Source organism: Streptomyces sp. NPDC007872 (assembly GCF_042868165.1).
In the GTDB taxonomy this organism is placed as follows: Bacteria; Actinomycetota; Actinomycetes; order Streptomycetales; family Streptomycetaceae; genus Streptomyces.
The window spans coordinates 320,408-342,439 of sequence record NZ_JBIAEA010000006.1; the positions used below are offsets into that span (position 1 = coordinate 320,408).

22 protein-coding genes are annotated in these 22,032 nt (G+C 74.5%); 13 read left to right on the forward strand and 9 right to left on the reverse strand.

Annotation, left to right across the window (positions count from 1 at the left end):
• The first annotated feature begins 9 nt into the window (after positions 1 to 9).
• The 6 genes from ACFYNX_RS23335 to ACFYNX_RS23360 all read left to right on the forward strand — a co-directional run bounded on the left by ACFYNX_RS23335 (position 10) and on the right by ACFYNX_RS23360 (position 4,764).
• Entirely contained in the window at positions 10 to 402 is a 393-nt protein-coding gene (locus tag ACFYNX_RS23335; protein WP_125664703.1) for a YidH family protein, read from the forward strand.
• Between the two features lie 35 nt (positions 403 to 437).
• Positions 438 to 743: a DUF202 domain-containing protein gene (locus ACFYNX_RS23340; RefSeq protein ID WP_388663756.1), complete on the forward strand. Its 306-nt coding sequence runs from the start codon at positions 438 to 440 to the stop codon at positions 741 to 743.
• Positions 744 to 962: 219 nt separating this feature from the next.
• Entirely contained in the window at positions 963 to 1,259 is a 297-nt protein-coding gene (locus ACFYNX_RS23345; protein ID WP_388663758.1) for a hypothetical protein, read from the forward strand.
• 93 nt (positions 1,260 to 1,352) lie between these two features.
• A complete protein-coding gene (locus ACFYNX_RS23350; RefSeq protein WP_365540033.1) occupies positions 1,353 to 2,264 on the forward strand; it encodes an MBL fold metallo-hydrolase in 912 nt (303 codons plus the stop codon).
• Positions 2,265 to 2,497: 233 nt separating this feature from the next.
• Entirely contained in the window at positions 2,498 to 3,526 is a 1,029-nt protein-coding gene (locus tag ACFYNX_RS23355; RefSeq protein WP_365540034.1) for a phosphotransferase family protein, read from the forward strand.
• A gap of 5 nt (positions 3,527 to 3,531) precedes the next feature.
• Positions 3,532 to 4,764, forward strand: coding sequence for an acyl-CoA dehydrogenase family protein (locus tag ACFYNX_RS23360; protein WP_388663761.1), 1,233 nt, complete (start codon positions 3,532 to 3,534; stop codon positions 4,762 to 4,764).
• Between the two features lie 35 nt (positions 4,765 to 4,799).
• Here the strand turns inward: ACFYNX_RS23360 and ACFYNX_RS23365 are convergent, their stop codons facing one another.
• Both ACFYNX_RS23365 and ACFYNX_RS23370 read right to left on the reverse strand, forming a co-directional pair.
• A complete protein-coding gene (locus ACFYNX_RS23365) occupies positions 4,800 to 5,393 on the reverse strand; it encodes a TetR/AcrR family transcriptional regulator (protein WP_125664713.1) in 594 nt (197 codons plus the stop codon).
• 115 nt (positions 5,394 to 5,508) lie between these two features.
• Complete coding sequence (locus tag ACFYNX_RS23370) at positions 5,509 to 6,318, reverse strand: SDR family oxidoreductase (protein WP_388663763.1); 810 nt, start codon at positions 6,316 to 6,318, stop codon at positions 5,509 to 5,511.
• A gap of 244 nt (positions 6,319 to 6,562) precedes the next feature.
• Here ACFYNX_RS23370 and ACFYNX_RS23375 point away from each other — a divergent pair, with 244 nt between their 5' ends.
• The 3 genes from ACFYNX_RS23375 (at position 6,563) to ACFYNX_RS23385 (ending at position 10,017) form a co-directional block, all read left to right on the forward strand.
• The gene (locus ACFYNX_RS23375) at positions 6,563 to 7,861 is read left to right on the forward strand and encodes an exo-beta-N-acetylmuramidase NamZ domain-containing protein (RefSeq protein ID WP_388663765.1); all 1,299 of its coding nucleotides are present in this window, start codon (positions 6,563 to 6,565) and stop codon (positions 7,859 to 7,861) included.
• 238 nt (positions 7,862 to 8,099) lie between these two features.
• Complete coding sequence (locus tag ACFYNX_RS23380; protein WP_388663942.1) at positions 8,100 to 9,245, forward strand: serine-threonine protein kinase; 1,146 nt, start codon at positions 8,100 to 8,102, stop codon at positions 9,243 to 9,245.
• Between the two features lie 157 nt (positions 9,246 to 9,402).
• Complete coding sequence (locus tag ACFYNX_RS23385; protein WP_365540038.1) at positions 9,403 to 10,017, forward strand: hypothetical protein; 615 nt, start codon at positions 9,403 to 9,405, stop codon at positions 10,015 to 10,017.
• Between the two features lie 150 nt (positions 10,018 to 10,167).
• Here the strand turns inward: ACFYNX_RS23385 and soxR are convergent, their stop codons facing one another.
• Positions 10,168 to 10,653 carry a redox-sensitive transcriptional activator SoxR gene (gene soxR / locus ACFYNX_RS23390; RefSeq protein ID WP_365540039.1) on the reverse strand — a complete coding sequence of 162 codons (486 nt, stop codon included), beginning with the start codon at positions 10,651 to 10,653 and terminating at the stop codon, positions 10,168 to 10,170.
• Positions 10,654 to 10,796: 143 nt separating this feature from the next.
• Between soxR and ACFYNX_RS23395 the strand changes: the two genes are divergently transcribed.
• Positions 10,797 to 11,258: a MaoC family dehydratase gene (locus tag ACFYNX_RS23395; protein WP_365540040.1), complete on the forward strand. Its 462-nt coding sequence runs from the start codon at positions 10,797 to 10,799 to the stop codon at positions 11,256 to 11,258.
• On the opposite strand, the gene ACFYNX_RS23400 is transcribed toward ACFYNX_RS23395, so the two are convergent.
• The 3 genes from ACFYNX_RS23400 to ACFYNX_RS23410 form a co-directional block, all read right to left on the reverse strand.
• A complete protein-coding gene (locus ACFYNX_RS23400; RefSeq protein ID WP_388663768.1) occupies positions 11,249 to 11,875 on the reverse strand; it encodes a TetR/AcrR family transcriptional regulator in 627 nt (208 codons plus the stop codon). The genes ACFYNX_RS23395 and ACFYNX_RS23400 overlap by 10 nt on opposite strands.
• Positions 11,876 to 11,976: 101 nt before the next feature.
• Positions 11,977 to 12,264 carry a YiaA/YiaB family inner membrane protein gene (locus ACFYNX_RS23405; protein ID WP_365540042.1) on the reverse strand — a complete coding sequence of 96 codons (288 nt, stop codon included), beginning with the start codon at positions 12,262 to 12,264 and terminating at the stop codon, positions 11,977 to 11,979.
• 71 nt (positions 12,265 to 12,335) lie between these two features.
• A complete protein-coding gene (locus ACFYNX_RS23410; protein ID WP_388663770.1) occupies positions 12,336 to 13,487 on the reverse strand; it encodes an acyl-CoA dehydrogenase family protein in 1,152 nt (383 codons plus the stop codon).
• A 94-nt stretch (positions 13,488 to 13,581) separates the two neighbouring features.
• On the opposite strand from ACFYNX_RS23410, the gene ACFYNX_RS23415 reads away from it, so the two are divergent.
• Entirely contained in the window at positions 13,582 to 14,310 is a 729-nt protein-coding gene (locus ACFYNX_RS23415; RefSeq protein WP_388663772.1) for a TetR/AcrR family transcriptional regulator, read from the forward strand.
• Positions 14,311 to 14,328: 18 nt separating this feature from the next.
• Positions 14,329 to 15,024: an ArsR/SmtB family transcription factor gene (locus tag ACFYNX_RS23420; protein ID WP_388663774.1), complete on the forward strand. Its 696-nt coding sequence runs from the start codon at positions 14,329 to 14,331 to the stop codon at positions 15,022 to 15,024.
• 55 nt (positions 15,025 to 15,079) lie between these two features.
• On the opposite strand, the gene ACFYNX_RS23425 is transcribed toward ACFYNX_RS23420, so the two are convergent.
• Complete coding sequence (locus ACFYNX_RS23425; protein ID WP_388663776.1) at positions 15,080 to 15,997, reverse strand: hypothetical protein; 918 nt, start codon at positions 15,995 to 15,997, stop codon at positions 15,080 to 15,082.
• Positions 15,998 to 16,107: 110 nt separating this feature from the next.
• A complete protein-coding gene (locus ACFYNX_RS23430; RefSeq protein WP_388663778.1) occupies positions 16,108 to 17,313 on the reverse strand; it encodes a S1 family peptidase in 1,206 nt (401 codons plus the stop codon).
• 447 nt (positions 17,314 to 17,760) lie between these two features.
• On the opposite strand from ACFYNX_RS23430, the gene ACFYNX_RS23435 reads away from it, so the two are divergent.
• Complete coding sequence (locus tag ACFYNX_RS23435) at positions 17,761 to 18,078, forward strand: hypothetical protein (RefSeq protein ID WP_365540048.1); 318 nt, start codon at positions 17,761 to 17,763, stop codon at positions 18,076 to 18,078.
• Here ACFYNX_RS23435 and ACFYNX_RS23440 read toward each other — a convergent pair.
• Positions 18,075 to 20,993 carry a LuxR C-terminal-related transcriptional regulator gene (locus ACFYNX_RS23440; protein WP_388663780.1) on the reverse strand — a complete coding sequence of 973 codons (2,919 nt, stop codon included), beginning with the start codon at positions 20,991 to 20,993 and terminating at the stop codon, positions 18,075 to 18,077. The genes ACFYNX_RS23435 and ACFYNX_RS23440 overlap by 4 nt on opposite strands.
• Positions 20,994 to 22,032: the final 1,039 nt, after the last annotated feature.

Consider the following 22,032-nt stretch of genomic DNA (forward strand, 5'->3'; position numbering starts at 1 on the left):
GGTGCACACGTGAGCGATTTCGTGCAGAGTCTGCGGCTCTGGTTCGCGCCGCAGCGGATCCGGGACGAGGGGAACACCCCCGACTACCGCTTCTCCCTCGCCAACGAACGGACCTTCCTCGCCTGGATCCGGACCGCGCTCGCCCTGGTCGGCGGCGGCTTCGCCGTCGACCAGTTCCTGCCGGACCTGCGGTGGGGGGTGCGGGTCGGACTCGCGCTCGCGCTGCTCGCGGCCGGGGTCCTGTGCGCCCTGCGCGCGGTGAACCACTGGGTGCGCTGCGAGCGGGCGATGCGGCGCGGCGAGGACCTTCCGGCGTCCCGCTTCCCGGCGGTCCTCAGCCTCGCGGTGGCCGTGGTGGCGCTCGCGATGGTGGTGGTCGTGCTCTTCGGCTGGGCCGGGTAGTGGCGGGTCCCCCGGAAGCGGGCGACACCGGGGCGGTGGTGACCCGGGACCCCGGGCTCCAGCCGGAGCGGACCCGGCTCGCCTGGCGGCGCACCACGCTCTCCTGCACGGTCGTGGCGGTGCTCGCCGTCAAACTGGCCGTCCAGGACGACACCACGCCCCGGGGGCAAGCCGCGCTCGCCCTCTCCGCCCTCGTGTGGGTCCTGTTCCTGGCGGTGGCCCACCGCCGGATCCGCTCCCTGGACGCGGTCCGGCCGCGCCCGCTCACCCACCGGGGCGCGCTGCTCGCCGCCGCGTGCACCGTCGGTCTCGCCTTCTTCGGGGCGGCGCTGATCTGGTGAGCCCGGCGGGGGCGCGTCACGGGGGCACGGGGGTACGGACGCGGCGGAGATCCCGTAGGGGACACGGACGCGGCACCGGGACACGGGCCCTGTCGGGGACGCGGCACCGGGACACGAACCCCGTCGGGACACGAGCGCGGCACGCCTCCGGAACCAGGACGAGACGGGCACATCGGACTAGCCTGGAAAGGTCAGCAGCTCCCTCACAGAGGCCATGTGATGACCGTTCTCCACCACGAACACCCCACGCACGCCCACGCCCACGGTCCGGACTGCGGCCACCGGGCGGTGGACCACGGGGACCACGTCGACTACGCGCACGACGGGCACCTGCACCGCGAGCACGCGGGCCACTGGGACGAGTGCGAGCCGGCCGGCCACGTCTCCCACGAGGCGCACGCGCACGAGCACGGGCCCGACTGCGGCCACCGGACGGTGACGCACGGCGACCACGTCGACTACGTGCACGACGGACACCGGCACGCGGCGCACGACGGACACTGGGACGACCACTGATCCGGTGGACGACCCGACCCCTCCTTCCCCCGGGCCGGGGCCGACTGGCACGCTTCCCCCCTGTCAGGTCCGGCTCTCACCCGGGGGAATCCCTTGTCTTCCACCGACCCCTACGTGGTCACCCTCGCTCCGCGCGTCCACGCCTTCGTCCAGCCCGACGGAGGCTGGTGCCTGAACAACGCCGGCTTCCTCGGCGACGCGGACGAGTCCCTGCTCGTCGACACCGCCGCCACCGAACGGCGGGCCCTGCTGCTGCGCGAGGCGGTCCTCGCCGCCGGGCTCCCGCTGCCCCGGACCGTCGTCTCCACCCACCACCACGGGGACCACACCTACGGGAACGGGGTGTTCCTCCCCGAGGCGCGGATCGTGGGGCACGAGAACTGCCGGGCCGAGCAGCTCGCGGCCGGGCACCAGCTCCACCTGATCTGGCCGCAGACCGACTTCGGGCGGGTCGAGATCCTCCCGCCCTCCGTCACGTACACCGACCGGCTGACGGTGCACGTCGCCGGGATCGAGGTGCGGGTGATCCACCCGGGCACCGCGCACACCACGGGCGACTCGATCGTGCACCTCCCGGAACAGGGGGTGGTCTTCACGGGCGATCTGGTCTTCCAGGGCGGGACGCCGTTCCTGCCGATGGGGTCGCTCGCCGGTTCGCTGCGCGCGCTCGACCTGCTGCGCTCGCTCGACGCGCCGACGGTGGTGCCGGGGCACGGGCGGGTGACCGACCCCTCCGCGTACGACGCGACGGAGCGGTACCTGCTGTGGGTGCGGGACCTCGCCGCCGAGGGGTACGCGCGGGGGGACACGCCCCTGGAGACGGCGCGGCGGGCGGAGCTCGGCGAGTTCGCCGCGTGGCGGGAGAGCGAGCGCCTGGTGGCCAACCTGCACCGCGCCCACGCGGAGCTGGAGGGACTGCCGGAGGGGCACCCGCTCGACCTGGCCGCGGTGCTCGGCGACATGGCGGCGATGAACGGCGGGGTGCCAGTGGCCTGCCACGCCTGAGCCGTACGGAGGGGTTCCGGGCGTGAAGGGCGTGTGCCGGGGGCCGGTCCCCCGGCACACGCCCTTCACGTCCGGCCCTCCGGCACACGCCCACGCCCTTCGCGTCCGGCCCTCCGGCCGGAGTGTGGCGGACACCCCTCTGGACGACATACCGACTGGTCGGTCATCATGAGTGCCGACCGCAGCCGATGCCGTCCGAAGCCGATTCCGAAGCCGATCCGGAGGTACGTCCGATGAGTTCCGCCCCGCCGCCAGGCCTCGACCCCGAGCGGTTGCGCCGCTTCCTCGACCGCGAGCGGCCCGGTCTGGTGGCCGGCCCCCTCGAAGCCCGGCTGATCGAGGGCGGGCGGTCGAACCTGACGTACGCGGTGACCGACGGCACCGACGCGGGCCGCTGGGTCGTCCGCAGGCCCCCGCTCGGCCACGTCCTGGCCACCGCCCACGACATGCGGCGCGAGCACCGGGTGATCAGCGCCCTGCACGCGACGGACGTGCCCGTCCCCGGGACGGTCCTGCTCTGCGAGGACGAGTCGGTGCTCGGCGCGCCCTTCTACGTCATGGAGTTCGTCGAGGGAACGCCGTACCGCTCGGCCCGCGAGCTCGGCCCGCTGGGCCCCGAGCGCACCCGCGCCGCCGTCCTCGGCCTGGTCGACACCCTCGTCGACCTGCACGCCGTGGACCCGGCCGCCGTCGGGCTCGGCGACTTCGGGCGCCCCGACGGCTTCCTCGACCGGCAGCTCCGGCGCTGGGGCAAGCAGCTCGACGCCTCGCGCGGCCGGGAGCTGGCCGGGATCGACGAGCTGCACGCCGCCCTCGGCCGGGCGCTGCCCGCCTCTCCCCCGCCGACCGTGGTCCACGGCGACTACCGGCTCGACAACGTCCTCGTCGGCCCCGACGACCGGATCCGGGCCGTCCTGGACTGGGAGATGTCCACCCTCGGCGACCCGCTCACCGACCTCGGCCTCCTCGTCATGTACAGCACCCCGCTGGACCTGCCGGACTCCCCGATCTCCACGACCGCCACGGCTCCCGGGCACCCGAGCGCCGCCGAGCTGGCCGAGCGCTACGCGGCCCGCTCGGGCCGCGACACCTCCGCCCTCTCCTGGTACACGGCCTTCGCCTGGTTCAAGCTCGCCGTGATCCTGGAGGGCATCCACTACCGCTACACCCTCGGCCAGACGGTCGGCGCCGGCTTCGACCGCATCGGCGAACTCGTCCCCGTCTTCATCGCACACGGCCTGACCACCCTTCAGGAGGGCTGACCCCCATGGACTTCGCCTACGACGCGCGCACCGAGGAGCTCCGCGCGCGACTGCTCGCCTTCATGGACGAGCACGTCTACCCGGCCGAGGCCGTCGCCGAGGAGCAGCGCGCCCTGCTCGCCTCCCCGTGGGACACCCCGGCGGTGGTCGGGGAGCTGAAGGCCGAGGCCAAGCGGCAGGGCCTGTGGAACCTTTTCTTCGTGGACCGGCACAGCCTTCCCGATGCCGGGTACGGGGCGGGGCTGACGAACCTCCAGTACGCGCCGCTCGCCGAGATCACCGGCCGCAGCCCGCAACTGGCCCCGACCGCCCTCAACTGCGCCGCCCCGGACACCGGGAACATGGAGCTGCTCGCCCAGTTCGGCGACGAGGCGCAGAAGAAGCAGTGGCTGGAGCCGCTCCTGACGGGCGAGATCCGCTCGGCGTTCGCGATGACCGAGCCCGAGGTGGCCTCCTCCGACGCCACCAACATCGAGACCCGGATCCGGCGGGACGGCGACGCGTACGTGGTCGACGGGCGCAAGTGGTACATCTCCGGGGCGATGAACCCCGACTGCAAGGTCTTCATCGTCATGGGCAAGACCGACCCCGACGGCACCGACCTCCGCCGCCAGCAGTCGATGATCCTGGTGCCGCGCGACACCCCGGGCGTCGAGGTGCGGCGCGCGATGCGGGTGTACGGGTACGAGGACCACTACCACGGCGGCCACGCCGAGGTGCTCTTCGACGGCGTCCGCGTCCCGGCCGCGAACCTCGTCGGCGAGGAGGGCGGCGGCTTCGCCATCGCGCAGGCCCGGCTCGGTCCCGGCCGCATCCACCACTGCATGCGGCTGATCGGCATGGCGGAGCGGGCCGTGGAGCTGATGTGCCGGCGCGCGGTCTCCCGTACCGCCTTCGGCAAGGCGCTCGCCCAGCAGGGCGTCGTGCAGAACTGGATCGCGGACGCCCGGGTCACCATCGAGCAGTTGCGGCTGCTGGTCCTCAAGACGGCGTGGCTCATGGACACCGTCGGCAACCGGGGCGCGCACACCGAGATCCAGGCCATCAAGATCGCGACTCCGCGCGCGGTGGTCGACATCATCGACAAGGCCGTGCAGGCGCACGGCGCGGGCGGGGTGTCGCAGGACTTCCCGCTGGCCGAGCTGTGGGCGGCGGCGCGGACGCTGAAGCTGGCGGACGGGCCGGACGAGGTGCACCAGCGGTCCCTGGCGCGCCGGGAGCTGAAGAAGTACCTGTAGGGGCGTCCGCGGGCCGCACCCCGGGAGGGGTGCGGTCAGGGGCGCAGGGCCCGGAGCAGGAGGTCGGCGAGGTGGCCGGCGACCTGCTCGGGGCTGAGGGGGCCGTCCGGGCGGTACCAGGTGGACAGGTGGTGCACGGAGCCGAAGTGGTAGTCGACCACCAGGTCGGCGGGGGTCGCGGAGGAGAAGACCCCGGCCTTCTGGCCCTCCTCGATCAGGGCGCGGAACCGCTCGTGGTAGCGGCGGCGCTCGGCCCGCACCCGCTTGTTCTTCTCCGGGCTCAGGTGGTGCATGGAGCGGAAGAAGATCGAGGCGTCGTCGAGGTTCTCGATGGTGGTGACGACGACGTCGGCGGCGGCGTCGCGCAGCCGCTCCTCCACGGGCGCGTCGGCGTCGGCGAAGGCGTCGAGCCGCTCCTGCTGGAGGCGCAGGACCCGGGAGTAGACCTCCTGGAGGAGGTCCTCCTTGGAGCCGAAGTAGTGGTAGAGGGCGCCCTTGGTGACCCCGGCGGCCTCGACGATCTCCTGGACGGAGGTGCGGTCGTAGCCCTGCTCCGCGAAGAGCCGGGTGGCGGCGGCGAGGAGCCTCTGGGGGACGGGGACGCCGTTCCCCTCCGTCGTCCTGGCCATGCTCCGCCGCCTTCCTTCGTGCTTCTTCGGTGATCGTCTTCGGTGGTCGTCTTCAGTGATCGTTTTCGGTCAGGGAAACGTGTTCCCGCCAGGAGATCTTCCCATCCGCCGGGGACTACGGCCGACCGGCGCCCGTCTCCCAGGTCCGCTGGACGTGGTTCATGGTGCCGAGCCAGCGCTCGGGGTCGGTGGCCCGGTTGCGGTAGTAGCCGGCGACCTCGGGGTGGGGCAGGACGAGGAAGCGGTCGGCCCCGATCGCGTCGATCAGGGCGTCGGCGACGTCCTCGGGCTCGATGGCGGTGGGGGCGAGGACCAGCTCGCCCGCGCTCCCGGCGGCGGTGAGCATGTCCGTGCGGACGCCCTGCGGGCAGATGGCGTGCACGGAGAGGCCGCGGTGCCGGTAGGTGAGGGAGAGCCACTCGGCGAAGGCGTACGCGCCGTGCTTGGAGACGCTGTACGGCGCGGCGCCGATCATGGTGAGGAGCCCGGCGGCGGAGACGGTGGAGACGAAGCGGCCGCTGCCGCGCTCCAGCCACTCCGGGAGGAGGGCTCGGGCCGCGCGGACGTGGGCCATGACGTTGACGTCCCAGGCGGCGGCCCAGACGTCCTCGTCGGCGAAGGCGTCGCCGGGCGAGGAGAGGCCTGCGTTGGCGCACCAGACGTCGACGGTGCCGCCGAGGGCCTCGCGGGCCTCGTCGACGACGGCGGAGGCGTCACCGGGGACGGCGAGGGCGCCGATCCCGGCGGCGACGGCCTTGACCCGGTCGGCGTCCAGGTCGTTGACGACGACGCGGGCGCCCTCGGCGGCGAAGCGGCGGGCGAGGGCGGCTCCGATGCCGCCGCCCGCGCCGGTGACGACGACTCCGGCGCCCCGGAGGGCGTCCGTACCCGTGTCCGTGGTGCTTGCGTCCGTGTCCGCGCCCATGTCTGGACCCACCTCTCCGCGACTCTCCGGCTTCTCCGGCCCGTTCGGCCCCTCCGACCCTTCCGGGACGACGATCTCGGCAGACTAACCGGTCGGTATGCGGAGAGGGAAGGGTCGGAGGAAGGAAGGGCCGGCGGAAAGAAGGAGCCTTCCGCACGCCTCGTTCCCCCGGGCGGCCGGGAGCGCTAGCGTGCGTGCCCATGTCATGCGCCCCGGCCGGGGCCGCGATCGAGGAGGTTCGCGCATGGGTCTGTCGCGACGGGGTCTGCTGGCCGCCGGAGGCGCCCTGGGGGCGACGGTGGCGACCGCGCGGCCGGCCGCCGCCGGGACACCGGGCCGGGAGACGGGGGCTCCGGGGCGGGAGACGGGGACTTCGGGCCGGGAGGCCGGGCGGCGCCGGGTGCGGACCGGTTTCGAGCGGCTCGCGGCGGACGGGTACGCGCTGCTCGACGGGCAGCGGGTCGGCGTCGTCACCAACCCGACCGGCGTGACCCCCGACGCCCGCCACCTCGTGGACGTGATGCACGCCGACGAGCGGGTGGACCTGATCGCCGTCTTCGGCCCCGAGCACGGCTTCCGGGGGACCGCCCAGGCGGGCGGTTCGGAGGGCCGGTACGACGACCCGGCGACCGGACTGCCCGTCCACGACACGTACCTGAAGAGCGGACGGCCGCTCGCGGACGTCTTCACCGCCTCCGGGGTGGACACGGTCGTCTTCGACATCCAGGACGCCGGCGCGCGCTTCTACACCTACATCTGGACGCTGTACGACTGCATGGAGGCCGCCGCCCTCGCCGGGAAGCGGTTCGTGGTCCTGGACCGGCCGAACCCGGTGACCGGGCGCGCGGCGCTCGGGCCCGTCCTGGACCGGGCGTTCGCCACCTTCGTCGGGCGCGAGCCGATCGCGCAGGCGCACGGCATGACGGTGGCCGAGCTGGCGCTGCTCTTCAACGGCGAGTTCCTGGCCGCGCCCGTCGCCCTGGAGACCGTGCGCATGACGGGGTGGCGGCGGGCGGACTTCTTCGACTCCACGGGGCTGCCCTGGGTGCCGCCGAGCCCGAACATGCCGACGCCGGAGACCGCGCTCGTCTACTCCGGCACCTGTCTCTTCGAGGGCACCAACCTCTCCGAGGGCCGGGGCACCACCCGCCCCTTCGAACTCCTCGGCGCCGAGGGGATCGACCGCCGGTGGGCGGAGGCGGCGAACGCGCTCGGCCTGCCCGGGGTCCGCTTCCGCGAGGCGTACTTCGCACCGGCCTTCTCCAAGTTCCAGGGGAAGACCGTGGGCGGGGTGCAGGTGCACGTCCACGACCGGGAGGCCTTCGACCCGGTGCGGACGGGGATCGGGCTCCTGGTCACCGCCCGCCGCTCGTGGTCCGGCTTCGCCTGGCGGCCGGACGATTGGATCGACAAGCTGACCGGCTCGACCCGGGTGCGGACCCTGATCGACGCGGGCGCGGACACGGACGAGGTCGTTGGGGCGTGGCAGAAGGACCTGGCGGCCTTCCGGGCGGTGCGGAGGGAGTACCTGCTGTACCGCTGAGGGCCGGTCCGGGACAGGTGGTCGGCCCCCGTGCCCCGAGGGGGTGGGCGGGAGGCCTCGGAAGGGGCGGGCGGGACGTCCCCGGGGCCGTCCCGTCGGGCCCCCGTGCCGGATCCCCGTCGCGGGTCTGGAAGGGGCCGTGCGCGGGCATGCTGGCCGTGGAGCCGCCGCCCGCGCACGGGGCGCACTCGGTGCCGCGGCCCCCTCGAAGCGGAGGGACGGTCGTGCCGTGGCCGGGATGAGTGTGGAGCCGTACCGGGAGATCACCTTCGACCAGGACGGCGACGGACCCCCGGGGCAGGCGGCGGCGCTCGCCGCGCTGGCCCGGCAGGGGGTCTCGGACCTGTTCCTCCTCGCGCACGGGCGAAACGGTTCGCCGTCCGGCGCGACCCGGCTCTGCTCGGACTTCTTCGCCCCCTTCCCCGGGCTGCTCGCCCCGGGGGCCGAGGCCGGGTACGCGGGGGTGGTCTGGCCCTCGGCGGTGTGCACGGGCGAGCCGGGCCCCGACTACCGGGCCCTCGCGACGGTCCTCCCGGAGAAGGAGCCGGTCCTGGAGCGGCTCACCGACCTCCTCGCCTCGGCACCGGCGGAGGAGGCGGCGTCCGCGGAGTTCGGGGCGCTGCTGCGGGAGTTGGCGGACGTGCCGGGCGCCGGGGGGCCGGTGCCGGCGTTCCTGGCGGCGGACCCGGTGGAGGTGTGCGGCCGGTTCGCCGACGCCCTGGGCCCAAAGCTCCCGGAGGGCCCGGAGCGCTGTCGGCTCGGGGCCCGGGAGGCGCTGCGGCAGGCCGCGTACCACGTCCTCGGGCGGCGGGCCGGACGCGTCGGGGAACACGGGCTCGGGCCGCTGCTCGGCGAGGTCGCCCGCGCCGCCCCCGGGCTCCGGATCCACCTCGTCGGGCACGGCACGGGCGCCCGGCTCGTCGCGCACGCGCTGCGGGGGCTGCCCGCCGGGGCCCGGCCGGTCGCCTCCGTGACGCTCCTTCAGGGCGCCTTCTCGCACTACGCGTTCGCGGCGCGGCTGCCGCACGCGCCCGAGCGGTCCGGGGCGCTGCGGGACCTCCAGCACCGGATCAGGGGGCCGCTGGTGGTCTGCCACTCGCGGCACGACACGGCGCTCGGGACGCTGTATCCGCTGGCGGTCCGGCTCGCGGACGGCCCGGGTCCCGCCGACGGGGACGATCCGCGCTGGGGGGCGATCGGGCACGACGGGGTGCGGGCGGTGCCGGGGACGGTGGCGCGGAGCCTGGCGGCGGTCCTGCGCACGGGGGTGCCGGGGGCGGGGTGCGTGAACGTGGACACGGCGGAGGTGGTCCGCTCGCACGACGACCTCTGCCGCCCGGAGCTGGCACGGGTGGTGGTGTCGGCGTCGGGGACGGGCCGGTGAGCCCGGCCCGGCGGCCCCCGGACGCGGTGGTTCCGCCCCGCCCCACGGGCCCCTCCCGCCCCACTGATGGCTGCCATCCGCATTTCGATGGAACACAGACGGCTTCCCGTTCGTCCCTCTGATACCGCGGAAGGACCAGCGACGGAGGTGGCGGGAGATGGCCGGTTTCCGGAGTCTCGCGAGACAGGTGCGCGATCCGAGGTGCGACACGGCGCTGCGCAGGTACTCCCTGCGCAAGTGTCTGGAGCGGTTCGCTCCCTACGGGCACCGCGCGACCTGGGACCACCTGTGCCGGAGGCACAGGTTCGGGCCCGAGGACCGGGAGCTCGACCCGGGGCGGCTCGTGGCGGCGCTCGACGAGCTGGAGGAGGCGCGGGCCGTGTGGCTCGCGTACGAGGAGGAGTTCGCCGCCCGGCGGCGGCGCGAGAAGCACGAGGGGCTGCGCCGGCTCGGCGCGCTCGACGACTGGCACCGGCGGGTCTGGGGCGGCAACGGCGTGGTCCGGTGCGGCGATCCCGAGGTGCACCCGTCGGAGCCGCTGCCGGAAGTGCTGCGGCGGCTGATCACGGCCCTGGAGCGCGGTCCGGGCGAGGCGTGCCCGGTGTGCGCGGGGCCCCGGATCGAGTGGTCGGGGCCCGGCGACCGGTACGAGCCGTGGCACGGCCCGGTGTGCGCCGACTGCGGCGTGGGCGTCCCCCGGGCGGTGCTCACCTCGACCACCCTGGCCCGGGCGCGGGCCGACCGGGGCCGGCGACTGGCGTCGGCGGCGTGACCCTCCGGGACGCCGGGGGCGGGACCGAAGGCGGGGCCGGAAACCCCTGACGCGCTCCACGCGGGCGCGACGGGCGCGGATTCAGGCCCCGCCGCGGTCCCCCGGGCCGGGCGACCGGGGCCCACCGGACCCTGATCCTCCGGACACCCCCTAGGCCTGCTCGTTCTCCCGCGGGGCCGGGCGGCGCACCGGGAGGAGGCGGGAGCCCGCCATCCGGTCGCCGAAGACGTCGTCGGGGTTGGACAGGACGCAGGTCTCCAGGGAGAGGCAGCCGCAGCCGATGCAGTCCGTCAGGTGGTCGCGGAGGCGGCCGAGCTGCTGGATGCGCGCGTCGAGTTCGGCGCGCCAGGCCGCCGAGAGGCGGGCCCAGTCCTCGTGGGTGGGCGTGCGCTCCTCGGGGAGCCGGGCGAGCGCCTCGCGGATGGTGGCCAGGGGGATCCCGACCCGCTGCGCGGCGCGGACGAAGGCGACCCGGCGGAGGGTGTCGCGGCCGTAGCGGCGCTGGTTCCCGCTGGTGCGGCGGCTCCTGATGAGCCCCTTGGCCTCGTAGAAGTGCAGGGCGGAGACGGCGGCCCCGCTGCGGGCGGAGAGCTGGCCGACGGTGAGCTCGTGGATCTTCTCTGGAATCTGCGGCACTCCGCGACCCTACGGGAACCGCCCCGGCGCCCGGCCGGGCGTTGACAGCGGACCGTCCGCACCACAAGCTGAGCAAGCGCTTGGACAGTGCGACCGGAGCGTGCGGGGCGCCCGGAGGGAACGTGACGAGAGGGAGCAGGGACATGGCCGAGCCGAGGATCTTCACCTCCGCCGAGGAGCTGCGCGCGGGGGTCGGCGAGCAGCTCGGGTACAGCGACTGGCTGGAGGTCGACCAGAAGCGGATCGACCTCTTCGCGGAGGCCACCGGCGACCACCAGTGGATCCACGTCGACCCGGAGCGCGCCGCCGCCGGGCCGTTCGGCACCACCATCGCGCACGGCTATCTGACGCTGTCGCTGCTGCCGGTGTTCGTCCCGCAGGTCCTGGCGGTCGAGGGCGTGCGGATGGGCATCAACTACGGCACGGAGAAGGTGCGTTTCCCGGCCCCCGTGCCGGTCGGCTCGCGGCTGCGCGCCACGGCCGTCCTGGCGAAGGTCGAGGAGGTCCCGGACGGCGTGCAGGTGACGGCGGCGGTGACCGTGGAGCGCGAGGGCTCCGGGAAGCCGGTCTGCGTCGCCGAGTCGGTCTCCCGCTACTACTTCTGAGCGCCGACCATCCTGAGGACGAGGCCGGCGTAGAGCGCGCCGACCTCGTCGGGCGTCCGGCGGCCCTGGGTGGTGAACCAGCGCGAGACGTCGATGCAGAGGGACAGCACGGCGACCGTGGTGCCGGCCACGTCGGGGACGTCGAACTCCCCGGACGCCACGCCCTCGTTGATGATCCGGCGCACGGCCGCGTCGGACTCGCGGCGCAGCTCCACGATCTCGGCGCGGTGCTCGGGGCCGAGGGCGTCGAGCTCGTACTGGACGACGCGGGCGGTCGTGTGGCGCTCGGCGTGCCAGCGGACGAAGGAGCGGACGGCGTCGGCGAGGCGCTCGGCCGCCGTGCCCCCGCCGTCGGCGGCGGCCCGGAGGATCTCCAGGGCCTTGTCGTGACCGATGCGGCTGATCCGGTGGAGCAGCTCTTCCTTGGTCTTGTAGTGGATGTAGAGCGCGGCCGGGCTCATCCCGGCGCGGCCGGCGATGTCCCGGGTGGTGGTGGCGTGGTAGCCGCGCTCGGCGAACGCCTCGACGGCGGCCACCAGCAGCCGCCGCGCCGCCTCGGGCGTGACCTCGCCCCAGGGCACGTCCTCGCCCCCGGGCGTCTCCTCCGCCGCGCTCATCCCACACTCCTCTTCGGTCCCCGTCAGCACGGACACCATATCAACGAGGGTGAGCAAGCGCTTAGATCCCTTGGCGGGGCCCGGCGGGGCCGGGCGCGGGCTCAGAGCTTCTGGAAGGGGTCGTGCTCGGCGAGGAGCTTCTCCAGGCGGGCCTGGTCGACGCGGCTGACGATCTGGCCGGCCTCCTGGCGGTCGCGGACGACCTTGGCCAGGGTGAAGGCCGAGGTCGTGAGGTAGAGGACCGAGACGGCGAGGAAGGCGCGCACCCAGGCGCTGGCGTCGAGCCGGTAGACGCCGACGGCCACGGCCGTGAGCGCGATCCCGAAGGAGATGACGGCCTGCGTGTAGTAGGCGGCGGTGTTCTGCTGCTTGACCGGTGTGTCGCTCATGCCGGACAGCATCGGACGGATGTGGCCCCCGCCACATCCGTCCGCGTACTCAGGGGCGCGCGGCCCCGTACTCAGAAGGCCGAGACCCCCGTCAGCGCCCGGCCGATGACGAGCTTCTGGATCTGGCTGGTGCCCTCGTACAGGGTCATGACGCGCGCGTCGCGGACCAGCTTGCCGACCGGGTACTCGTCGATGTAGCCGTAGCCGCCGAAGACCTGGAGGGCGTTGTTGGCGGCGCGGACGGCGGCCTCGGAGGCGTACAGCTTCGCCTGGGAGGCGGCGGTGGCGAAGTCCAGGTTGCGGTCGATCAGGTCGGCGACCCGCCAAGTGAGCAGCCGGGCGGCCTCCACGTCGACGGAGATGTCGCTGATCAGCTCCTGCACCAGTTGGTACGAGGCGATCGGCTTGCCGAACTGCTCGCGCTCCCCCGCGTACCGCAGGGCCGCGTCGAGGGCGGCCCGCGCGATGCCGACGCAGCCGGCGGCGACCGACATGCGGCCCTTGGCGAGGGCGGACATGGCGACGGCGAAGCCCCTGCCCTCGGGGCCGAGCATCGCGGAGGCCGGGACGCGGACGTCCTCCAGGACCAGTTCGGCGGTGGCCTGGCCGCGCAGTCCGAGCTTGCCGTGGACGGGGCGGCGGGTGAGGCCGGGGGCGTCGGCGGGGACGAGGAAGGCGGAGACGCCCTTGTGCCCGGGGGCGTCGTTCGTGCGGGCGAAGAGCAGCACGACGTCGGCCCAGGTGCCGTTGGTGATGAACATCTTGGCGCCGTTGACGACGTAGTCGTCGCCGTCGCGCACGGCCCGGGTCGCCAGGTTCCCGGCGTCGGAGCCGGTGCCCGGCTCGGTGAGGCCGAAGCAGCCGAGCGCCTCGCCGGAGGCGAGCCGGGGCAGCCACGCCCGCTTCTGCTCCTCGTTCCCCCAGGAGGCGATCGTCTTGGCGACCAGGCCGAGGGAGACGGAGACGATGCCGCGCACGGAGGAGTCGCCGCGGCCCAGCTCCTCGGTCACGAGGCAGTACGCGAGGTGGTCACCGCCCGAGCCGCCGTACTCCTCCGGGAGCGTGAGGCCGAGGAAGCCGACGGCGCCGAGCTTCTTCACGATCCCCCGGTCCACCTCCTCCGCGCGGTCCCACGCGGTGGCGTGCGGGGTCACCTCCCGGGCGACGAAGTCCTCGGCGAGCCGCCGTGCGGCCTCCTGCTCCTCGCTCAGCGCCAGATCCACCGTGCCACCTCACCCGGCCGTCGGCCGTCACTTTGATCATCACCGCTTTAATTACCACTGCTAGTTTTCGAAGCGCAGGCCTACTATGTGCGCCATGGCCCGACCGCGCAAGCCCCTGCTCAGCCGAGACCGCATCGTCGAGACGGCGGGCGCGCTGGTCGACGCGGAGGGCCTCGCCGCGCTCTCCACCCGCCGGCTCGCGGCCGAGCTCGGGGTGAGCGGGCCCTCGCTCTACAACCACTTCCGCACCAAGGACGAGATCCTCGACGCCGTCGCGGACGCGGTGAGCGCGAAGATCGACCTGTCGATGTTCGCGGCGGACGACCCCCGCGACTGGCGGACGGCGCTGCACGACTGGGCGGTCTCCTACCGCGCCGCCCTCGCCGACCACCCGCACATCGTCCCGGTCCTCGCCCAGGGCCCCGGCCGCCGCCCGGCCGGTCTGCGGGTCGCCGACGCCGTCTTCGGCGCGATGGTCCGCGCGGGCTGGCCCCCGGCCCAGGCCACGTACATCGGCGCCCTCATGCGGTACTTCATCACCGGCTCCGCCCTCGGCTCCTTCGCCCGCGGCTTCGTCGACGACGAGACGGCGTACGACCCCGCCGAGTACCCCCACCTCGGCCAGGCCCACCTGCTCGCGGAGCGCCGCCGGCAGGTCGACGAGGGCGCCTTCGAGACGGGCCTGCGGGCGCTCCTGGACGGCCTCGCCGCGCAGTACGCGTCCCGGACGGCGGGGCCCGGGGACGCTTCGGGGCCACGCGAGACTTCGGGGCCACGCGACGCTTCGGGCCCCCGCGACGCTTCGGCCGCCGCCGAAGGGTGAGTGCGGCAACCTGGGGGCATGGCTGCCAAGGACCTCGCCGCGCTCGCGGCGCTCTTCGCGGACGAGACCCGTGCCGCGTTCCTGCTCGCCCTGCTCGACGGGCAGGCCTGGACCGCCGGGGAGCTCGCCCGGCACGCCGGGGTGGCGCCGTCCACCGCGAGCGAGCACCTCGGGAGGCTGGTCGGCGGCGGGCTGCTGGCGGAGGAACGGCAGGGCAGGCACCGGTACGTACGGCTCGCCGACGCCGGGACCGCGCACCTCGTGGAGGACCTGGCCGCCCGGTCGGGCCCCCCGGCGCCCGCGCGGCCCCGCTCGCTGCGGGAGGCGAGCGCCGGAGCGGCGATGGCCCGCGGCCGGACCTGCTACGACCACCTCGCCGGACGGCTCGGCACCGCGCTCACCGAGGCGCTGACGGCGCGGAGGCTGCTGCGGCAGGACGCCGGGTTCGCGCTCACGGACCGGGGCCTGGCGTGGTTCGGCGAGCAGGGCATCGCCCTCGTACGCAAGGGGCGGCGGCCCGTCGCGCGCGGCTGCCTCGACTGGACCGAGCGCCGGCCGCACCTCGCGGGGGCCGCGGGCGCCGCGCTCTGCCGCCACGCGCTCGACGCCGGGTGGTGCGTACGGATCGGGTCCGGGCGGGCCGTGCGGGTGACCCCGGCGGGCGAGGACGCGCTGCGGGCCTGCCTGGGGATCGCGCCGGGGGCGCTGCGGTGACGGTCGCGGGGAGGGCTGCGGCTTCGGTGGGGCCCGCGCGGGGCCCCGCCGGGTCTCAGTCCGTCCACCGCCATTCGACGCCGTACACGCCCGGTGCGCACTTCACGGACAGCAGGTGCGTGGTGTGGAAGTCGTCGAGGGGCGCGAGCTGCCGGTTCCGGGGCTCGGCCCCGAGCTGCCGGCGGTAGGAGTGCCAGCACGTCGCCGGGACCGCCGAGGGGTGGAAGCGCACCTGGAGCAGATAGGTCTGCAGGGACGTGGTGACGCGGCGTTCGTGGTGGTGGGAGACGCCCGCGGTGGAGGGGGAGCGGAGCGTGTACTCGACGACCGCCGTCTCGTTCCTGGCCAGCCGGCGGCCGAGGGGGAGCTCGGCGACCACGCAGTTCAGCTCCGGCCGTACACGGACGTGCGGACGCGGACCGTGCGGGACGGTGAGGTCGACCGCGTGCGCGTCGGTCTTCGCCGAGTCCAGGGTGTGGACGACCGTCAGGTGCCGCACGTCGTCGCGGACGGCCCGGACCGCGACGGTGACGCGCATCGCGTCGATGAGGCGGTGCTCGTTCACGCTCACCGCCTCGTGGACGACCAGCCGCCGCAGACCGGCGTTGAAGTGCGGGAAGGCGTCGCCGAGGACCTTCTCCAGGTCGGAGCCCTCGCCGTAGACGCCGCGGACGGCGGCCGGGTCGTGCTGCGGGACCCAGCCGCGCGGCCGGCGCCTCAGCAGCGAGCGCAGGGTGCCGCTCGGGAGGTCGAGGAAGGGCTCCAGGACGTCGACGGCGCGCAGGGACTGGGGCTTCTCCGGCAGGCTGCGCCCGCTCTGCCAGTAGCTGAGGGTGGCGAGGCTGAGGGTGATCCCGTACGACTCCAGGTGGTCGCGCACGCGGTCCAGCGGCAGGCCCCGCCGCCGCAGGGCCTCTTTGAACACGGCCGCGAACATCCTGTCCGGGTCGTCGGGGTGGGGGGCGTTCGGCATGGCGTCTTCCAGCGGGCGGGGGCTGCGGGCAGGGCTGTGGGGGAAAAGGCGGCCGGGGGCCGCTCGCCTTGTCCGCGAGCGCCCCCCGGCCGGTCCTGCTGTGGACGTGCTCAGTTGGTGTTGAGCGTCAGGCCGTAGTACTTGAGGGCGTCGTCGAGCGGCTGGAAGTACGAGGTGCCGCGGGAGTTGACGCCGCCGGTGCACTGCTGGTCGGTCGGACCGCCGGAGGTCATGCCCTGGGCCTGGTTGCCGGAGATGTACGCACCGCCGCTGTCACCGCCCTCGACGCAGACCGTGGAGGAGGCCAGGCCGCTGACGACCGTGTCGGGGCCGCCGCTGCGGTCGATGTAGGTGACGGTGTTGTTGTAGGAGCCGACCGTGCCGCAGGTCCAGCCGGTGGTGGCGCCGGACTTGCAGAGCGCGGCGCCGGACGCGGCGCGGCTGCTGCCCTTGACGGCGACCGTGCTGGTGCTGCCCTGGCCCCAGGTGCCGACGGCGGTGACGATCGAGTGGCCGGAGTTGACGGTCAGGATGCCCATGTCGACGCTGCGGGTGCCGAGCGCGTAGCGGGTCTTGTACCCCTGGGCGAAGGCCGTTCCGTCGTAGCGCAGGGTGTTGGTGACGCAGTGCCCGGCGGTCACCAGGTACTGCCGGCTGGAGCTGTCGCGGGCGCCGTAGCCGACGGAACACCACTGGGAGGTGTTGTTGAACGTCATCTTGCTGCCGGGGTAGATCGCGGCCTTGGGCTCCAGCTTCTCCTGGCCCCGCACGATCTGAACGGCGGCGCCGTGCTTCGCGGCCTTGGCCAGGAACGCCCTGGCGGCGGCGCCCCGGTCGTCGGCGACCTTGACGGTCACCTTGTCGGAGGCCAGGTCCACGGACCAGGAGGCCACTCCGGAGGGGACCTTCTTCGCGGCGAGGGCGTCCAGTTCGGCCTTGATCCCGTCGAGTGCGGCCTGACCGCGGGCGGGCACCCGGGCGGCGAGGCCGGCCTTCTCGATCCTGGTCGCCTCGGCCTGGTCGTCGGCGTTGACGGTCAGCGTGCCGGAGGCGTCGAAGAAGGCGCCGTCGCCGGCTATCCCGCTCTTCTCCAGCCGGGCGAGCACGGCCTGCTGGGCGTCCTGCCGGTCCAGGCGGTCGACCGCGGCCTTCTCGCTCACGCCGAGCGAAGAGGCCAGCGCCCGGACCATCTCGGGCTGGTAGCGGGGGGTGGACGCCGTGTCCTGCGCCTGGGCCGTGACCTGGGTGCCCAGGACCGCCGAGGCCGAGAGCGCGATGCCCACCGCGGCCAGGCGGTACCTACGAGAGTTGCGCACGTTGTTTCCTTCCGGACGACAGCCGGGAACCCGATGGGGGGTTTATCGCCGAAATGCGCCAACAACGCATCGACGAAAGGCGGTTCCAGGCTGACGGAGAGTCACCGACTCGCCGTGGTCCGAACTATTGCGTAGCGATCGAAAGAAATTCAAGACGCGTGCGGCGGGGAGTTTTTAACAGAATTCACGGCTGCCCGGTTGAATGGGAAAGCGTCTTACCGGAAGCCGATCCGCTTATTGCCGCCGGCCTTCGGGCGGTACCGGACAGATCGGCAGGAAGGACTGCACGCCCTTCGGGCGGCGACCGGCATACGTATAGGTGATCGGCCGTTTCCGGATATTCAGGGCCCGGTCCTGTTCGTAGGCTGGCTGGATCCGATCGGCAGTCGAGCGGTCCCGAAGCGCAGCCCGCTGGGCGGGAGAACGCAGAACCGAGGAGACGGCGCCATGGCCAAGGTCTACTTCCAGGTCAATGTCCCCATAAAGAACTCCGTGCGGCCCGAGCAGTGCGGACTGCACGTCCTCACCGGGCCGGCCGACACCTGGTCGGACGCGCTGCGCATCGCGCGCGAGACCTGCGACACGGCGGCCGCCGCGCAGAGGGCGGGCTTCCCGATACCCCGCCGGCGTCCGGACGGCTGGGGAGCGCGCGGGCTGCGCCCCGGCTGGGTGTTCGACTGGACGGCCGCGACCGTGGACGCCTGGGGGCACGACGGGACGTTCCGCACCGACGGGTTCGTCCCGTCCCGGTGGGGCGCCCCCTAGCGTTCCCCGAAGCCCTCCGGCGCTCCCCGGGAGACGTCTTCCAGCCGGTGGGCGAGGTCGCGGCGGGAGAGGGCCCCCGTCTTGCGCATGGCGCGGGCGATGTGCTGCTCCACCGTCCGGGGGGAGAGGTGCAGGGTCGCGGCGATCTCCCGGTTGGTCAGGCCGGAGACCGCGAGCTGGGCCACCTCCGCCTCCCGGGGAGAGAGGCCGTCGGCGTGCGAGGGGCGGCCGGGAGGGCGGCCCTTCTTCGCCGGCAGGCGCGTGCGCAGCAGGGCCCTGGCCCGCGCCGCGTCCCAGACGGCCCCCAGTTCGGCGAAGCGCCGGGCGCAGTCCTCCAGCTCGGCGATCGCCGACAGGGCGGCGTCCCCCGTCCGCACGGTCGTACCGGAGTCCTCTTCGGCGACCGCTTCGGCGACCGCCCCTGTGGCCACATCCGTGTCCGCTTCGGCGACCGCCCCCGTGGCCGTTCCCGCGTCCGCTTCGGCGACCGCCCCCGTGGCCGTTCCCGCGTCCGCCGCGAGCACGCACCGCGCGGCGCCCTCCGCCGTCAGCGCCCGGGAGTACGGGCGGGGCAGCTCCGCGTAGACCGCCGCGGCCTCCCGGTACAGTCCGGCGGCCCGCAGCAGCCGGTCCCGCTCCTCCCCGTCCCGGCCCTCTGCGTCCCGCTCCTCCCCGTCCCGTACCTCCCCGTCCGGCGGCGTTTCCGTCTCGGCGAGTACGGCCCGGCTCCAGAGCAGCGCGGCCCGGGCGGCGGGTGCGTCACCCCGCCCGAGGCCCTGGGAGAAGTCCCGGACCATGGCGCGCGCCGCGGCCCCGTCACCCGCGCGCGACAGCGCTTCCACGGCCCAGGGCGCGAGTTCCGCCGCCCACGGCCACACGCCCTTCGCGGCCACCACCGCCCAGGCGGCGCGCGCCTGTTCGGCCGCGGCCTCCACCTCCTGGCGGGCCAGGGCGAGGCGGACCACCGCGCCGGCCGCCGTCGCGCCCAGCGGCACGGGCAGCTTCTCCCTGCCGAACGTCCCCCGCTGGGACAGCCAGGACGCGGCCTCCCCCCAGTCCCCCTGGGCGACGGCGAGCAGGCCGCGCACGACGTAGGCGTCGGAGGCGAGGAACGGCATGTCGGCGGTCGCGGCGACGAACTCCTCGCACCGCTCGGCCAGGCCCGGCCACTGACCGGTCCACCACTCCTGGAGCAGCCGCGTCCCCAGCGCGTTGTACTCCATGTACGGCGCACCACTGCGTGCGGACAGGTCGCTCCCCGCCGCGAGGAGGTCCTCCACCCGCTCGTAGAAGCCGAGCCAGACCGCGAAGTCCGCGGCGTTGCACAGACCGCGCGCCGCCTGTCGGGCGGACGCGGGGTCCGTGTCCTTCCCGGGCAGTTCCTTCGCCAGTTCCCACGCTCCCGGATCGGCGCAGCTCATGGCGAGTCCCGCCCGGCCGGCCAGGACCGCCGTGCGCATGGGCTCGTCCCCGCTGGCGTCCGCCGCGACGGTGGCCTCGGCCAGCCATCGCCGGTGGACGTCGAGGGGAGGCCCCGGCCAATAGGGACTGGACAGCGCCGTCATGGCGCGCGCGGCCAAGCCGGGCCGTACCTCGCGCAGTTCGGCGGCGGCGGTCTCCAGGACCCGCCATCCCTCGGGGAAGCGGCCCATCTGGTTGCACAGCATCAGGCCCAGGTCGAGCCGCAGCTCTCCGCGCACGGCCGGGGGGAGGTCGGTGTCCCGCACGATCTGCGCGAGGACCTCCACGGTCTGGTCCGAGCGCAGTCCGGTCACCGCGCTGCGGGCGAGGAGCGGCGCGAGGCGGGCCCGGCTCTGCGGGGGCAGGCCGGGCGTGGCGAGGGTTCGTTCGAGGAGCGCGACGGCCTGCTGGTGCCGGCCGGACGCGGCCGCCGACCCGGCCGCCCGCTCCACCGCCCTGAGCCATCCGCGGGTCTCTCCGGCCGCCCTGTGGTGGTCGGCCACGCCGACCCAGGGCACGGGCTGCCTGCGGCTCAGCACGCCCGCCGCCCGCTCGTGCAGGTCCTGGCGCACGGGCCCGGGCACACAGGCCCGTACGGCCGGTGCGGCCAGCGGGACGGCGAAGCCGTAGCGGCCTTCGGCGGGCTCGGCCAGGGCGGCGACCTCCAGGGCCCGCAGCAGGGCGCTGCCGCCCGTCGCGGTTCCGAGTCCGGACACGGCGATCAGCTCGTCGCGGCCGACGGGTTCGTCGAGCACGGCGGCCGCCCAGACCACCGGCCGGTGCGCCGGGGACAGCGCGTGCGTACGGCTCAGGACCAGCTCCGCGAGGCGGGCCGGCACGCCGGCCGCCTCCACCTCGGCGGCCGTGCCGGTGAACGGCGGCCGCTGTTCCCCCAGTACGGCGAGGAGGTCGACGACCACCCGGGGCACCCCGCCGGTGAGTTCGCGCAGCCTGCGCACCGCCCCGTCCGTGCAGGTGCCGTCCAGCGCCTCCGCGGCGGCGCGGCGGACGCGTTCCTCGTCCCAGGGCGCGAGGCGGTGCCGGAGCACCGTCAGGCCGGAGGGGTACGCCGTGGGCGGAGCGCCCAGCGGCAGGCCGGGCACGGGGAGCTCTTCGGGGCGGTAGGTCACGGCGGCGGCCGAGCCCGGTGCGAGGCCTTCGAGGACCCGGCGCAGCCGCGCCAGCTCGTCCTCGTCCGCCCGGTGGACGTCGTCCACCAGCCACAGGGCCGGGGTCCGCCGGTGCCCGTCCTGCTCCGGCGGGCCGTCGCCGGCTCCGCACCGCCACCGCACCCGGGCCGTGTCCGCCGTCCCGGGCAGGTCGGCCAGTTCCCGGAGCAGATGGCTCTTTCCCGTGCCGGCGGCGCCTTCGACGAACAGGAGCACCGGTTCGGCGCTTCCGTCGGCGAGGACGCGGGCCAGGGGCCGCAGAGCGGAACCACGCGTCTCGATCACGCCGTCATCCTCGCTCTCTTCCTTCCGGGCGGCCCGGTCACGGCGCACCCGGCACCTCGGACCCGCGGCGGAAATCCCGTAGGGCGGAAATGCCTTGCCGAGGGAATCCGCACGGCGGGAATCCGGTACGGCCGGGGTCCCGTCCGGCGGGAATCCCGCGAAAGGCATTCCGCGCCCGGGGCACCGGTCCGTACGAGCCGATTCCGGAACCGTATCAAGGCGACAGCGCGAGCACACGGGCACGGGAACGGAATTTTCACCGTCCCTCCCGCGCGAAACCGGAAATCCGGCACGCTGCGCGGCAACCGGCGGCGGGCGGCGCGGATTCACGTGCGCGCGGGGGCCCGGCATGCGACGGGCGGGCGTGCCCGGGCGCGCGGAAGAGCTTTCGGCGACGGCGCGCCGCGGAGCACGCCCGGCCGACTGCCGAGAAGCAGGGCGCGGTGCCGTCCGGCCGGGACTGCCCGAGGGCGGCGCGCACAGCTCGTTCCGCACGCCCGTGCACAGGTCGGCCGACCGCGGCTGGAGGGATCCCGCGCGTTCTTCCGCACGGACCCACGAGTCCGGTCGGCCGACGCCCGAACCTAGGTCCCTTCCGTACGCCCGAACATCCGGAGAGCCGGTTCCACGGATACGCAATCAACCTCCCGGCACCGGACCGGCCGCGCGACCGCCCCTTCCCGGGCGGTACGGCCCTCACCCACCCGTCGCCGCGTCGAAATAAATAGGTGTCCGTATGTGCGGGCACCCGGATGGCCCTTCCGCCGTCCCCGTCCATAGGTTTCCGCCACCGGTCGATCACTCGCCCTTCGCGGCGGTCGGCCGCACCACGACGGGCCACGGGCGTACCCGGCCCCGCCGCCCGTCGTGCACACCAACGCCGCCCCTCACCCCCCACCACCCCCCACCGAGGAACGGGCGGCACTCGGAAAGCAGGAGCCGGGCGCTCGGGTGCGCCCGCGCGGCCGGATGCCCGGCTCCCCTGTTTGTCCCACCCCGAGACGGCGGACCACCCGCCCGATCGGATCGAAAGGAACCC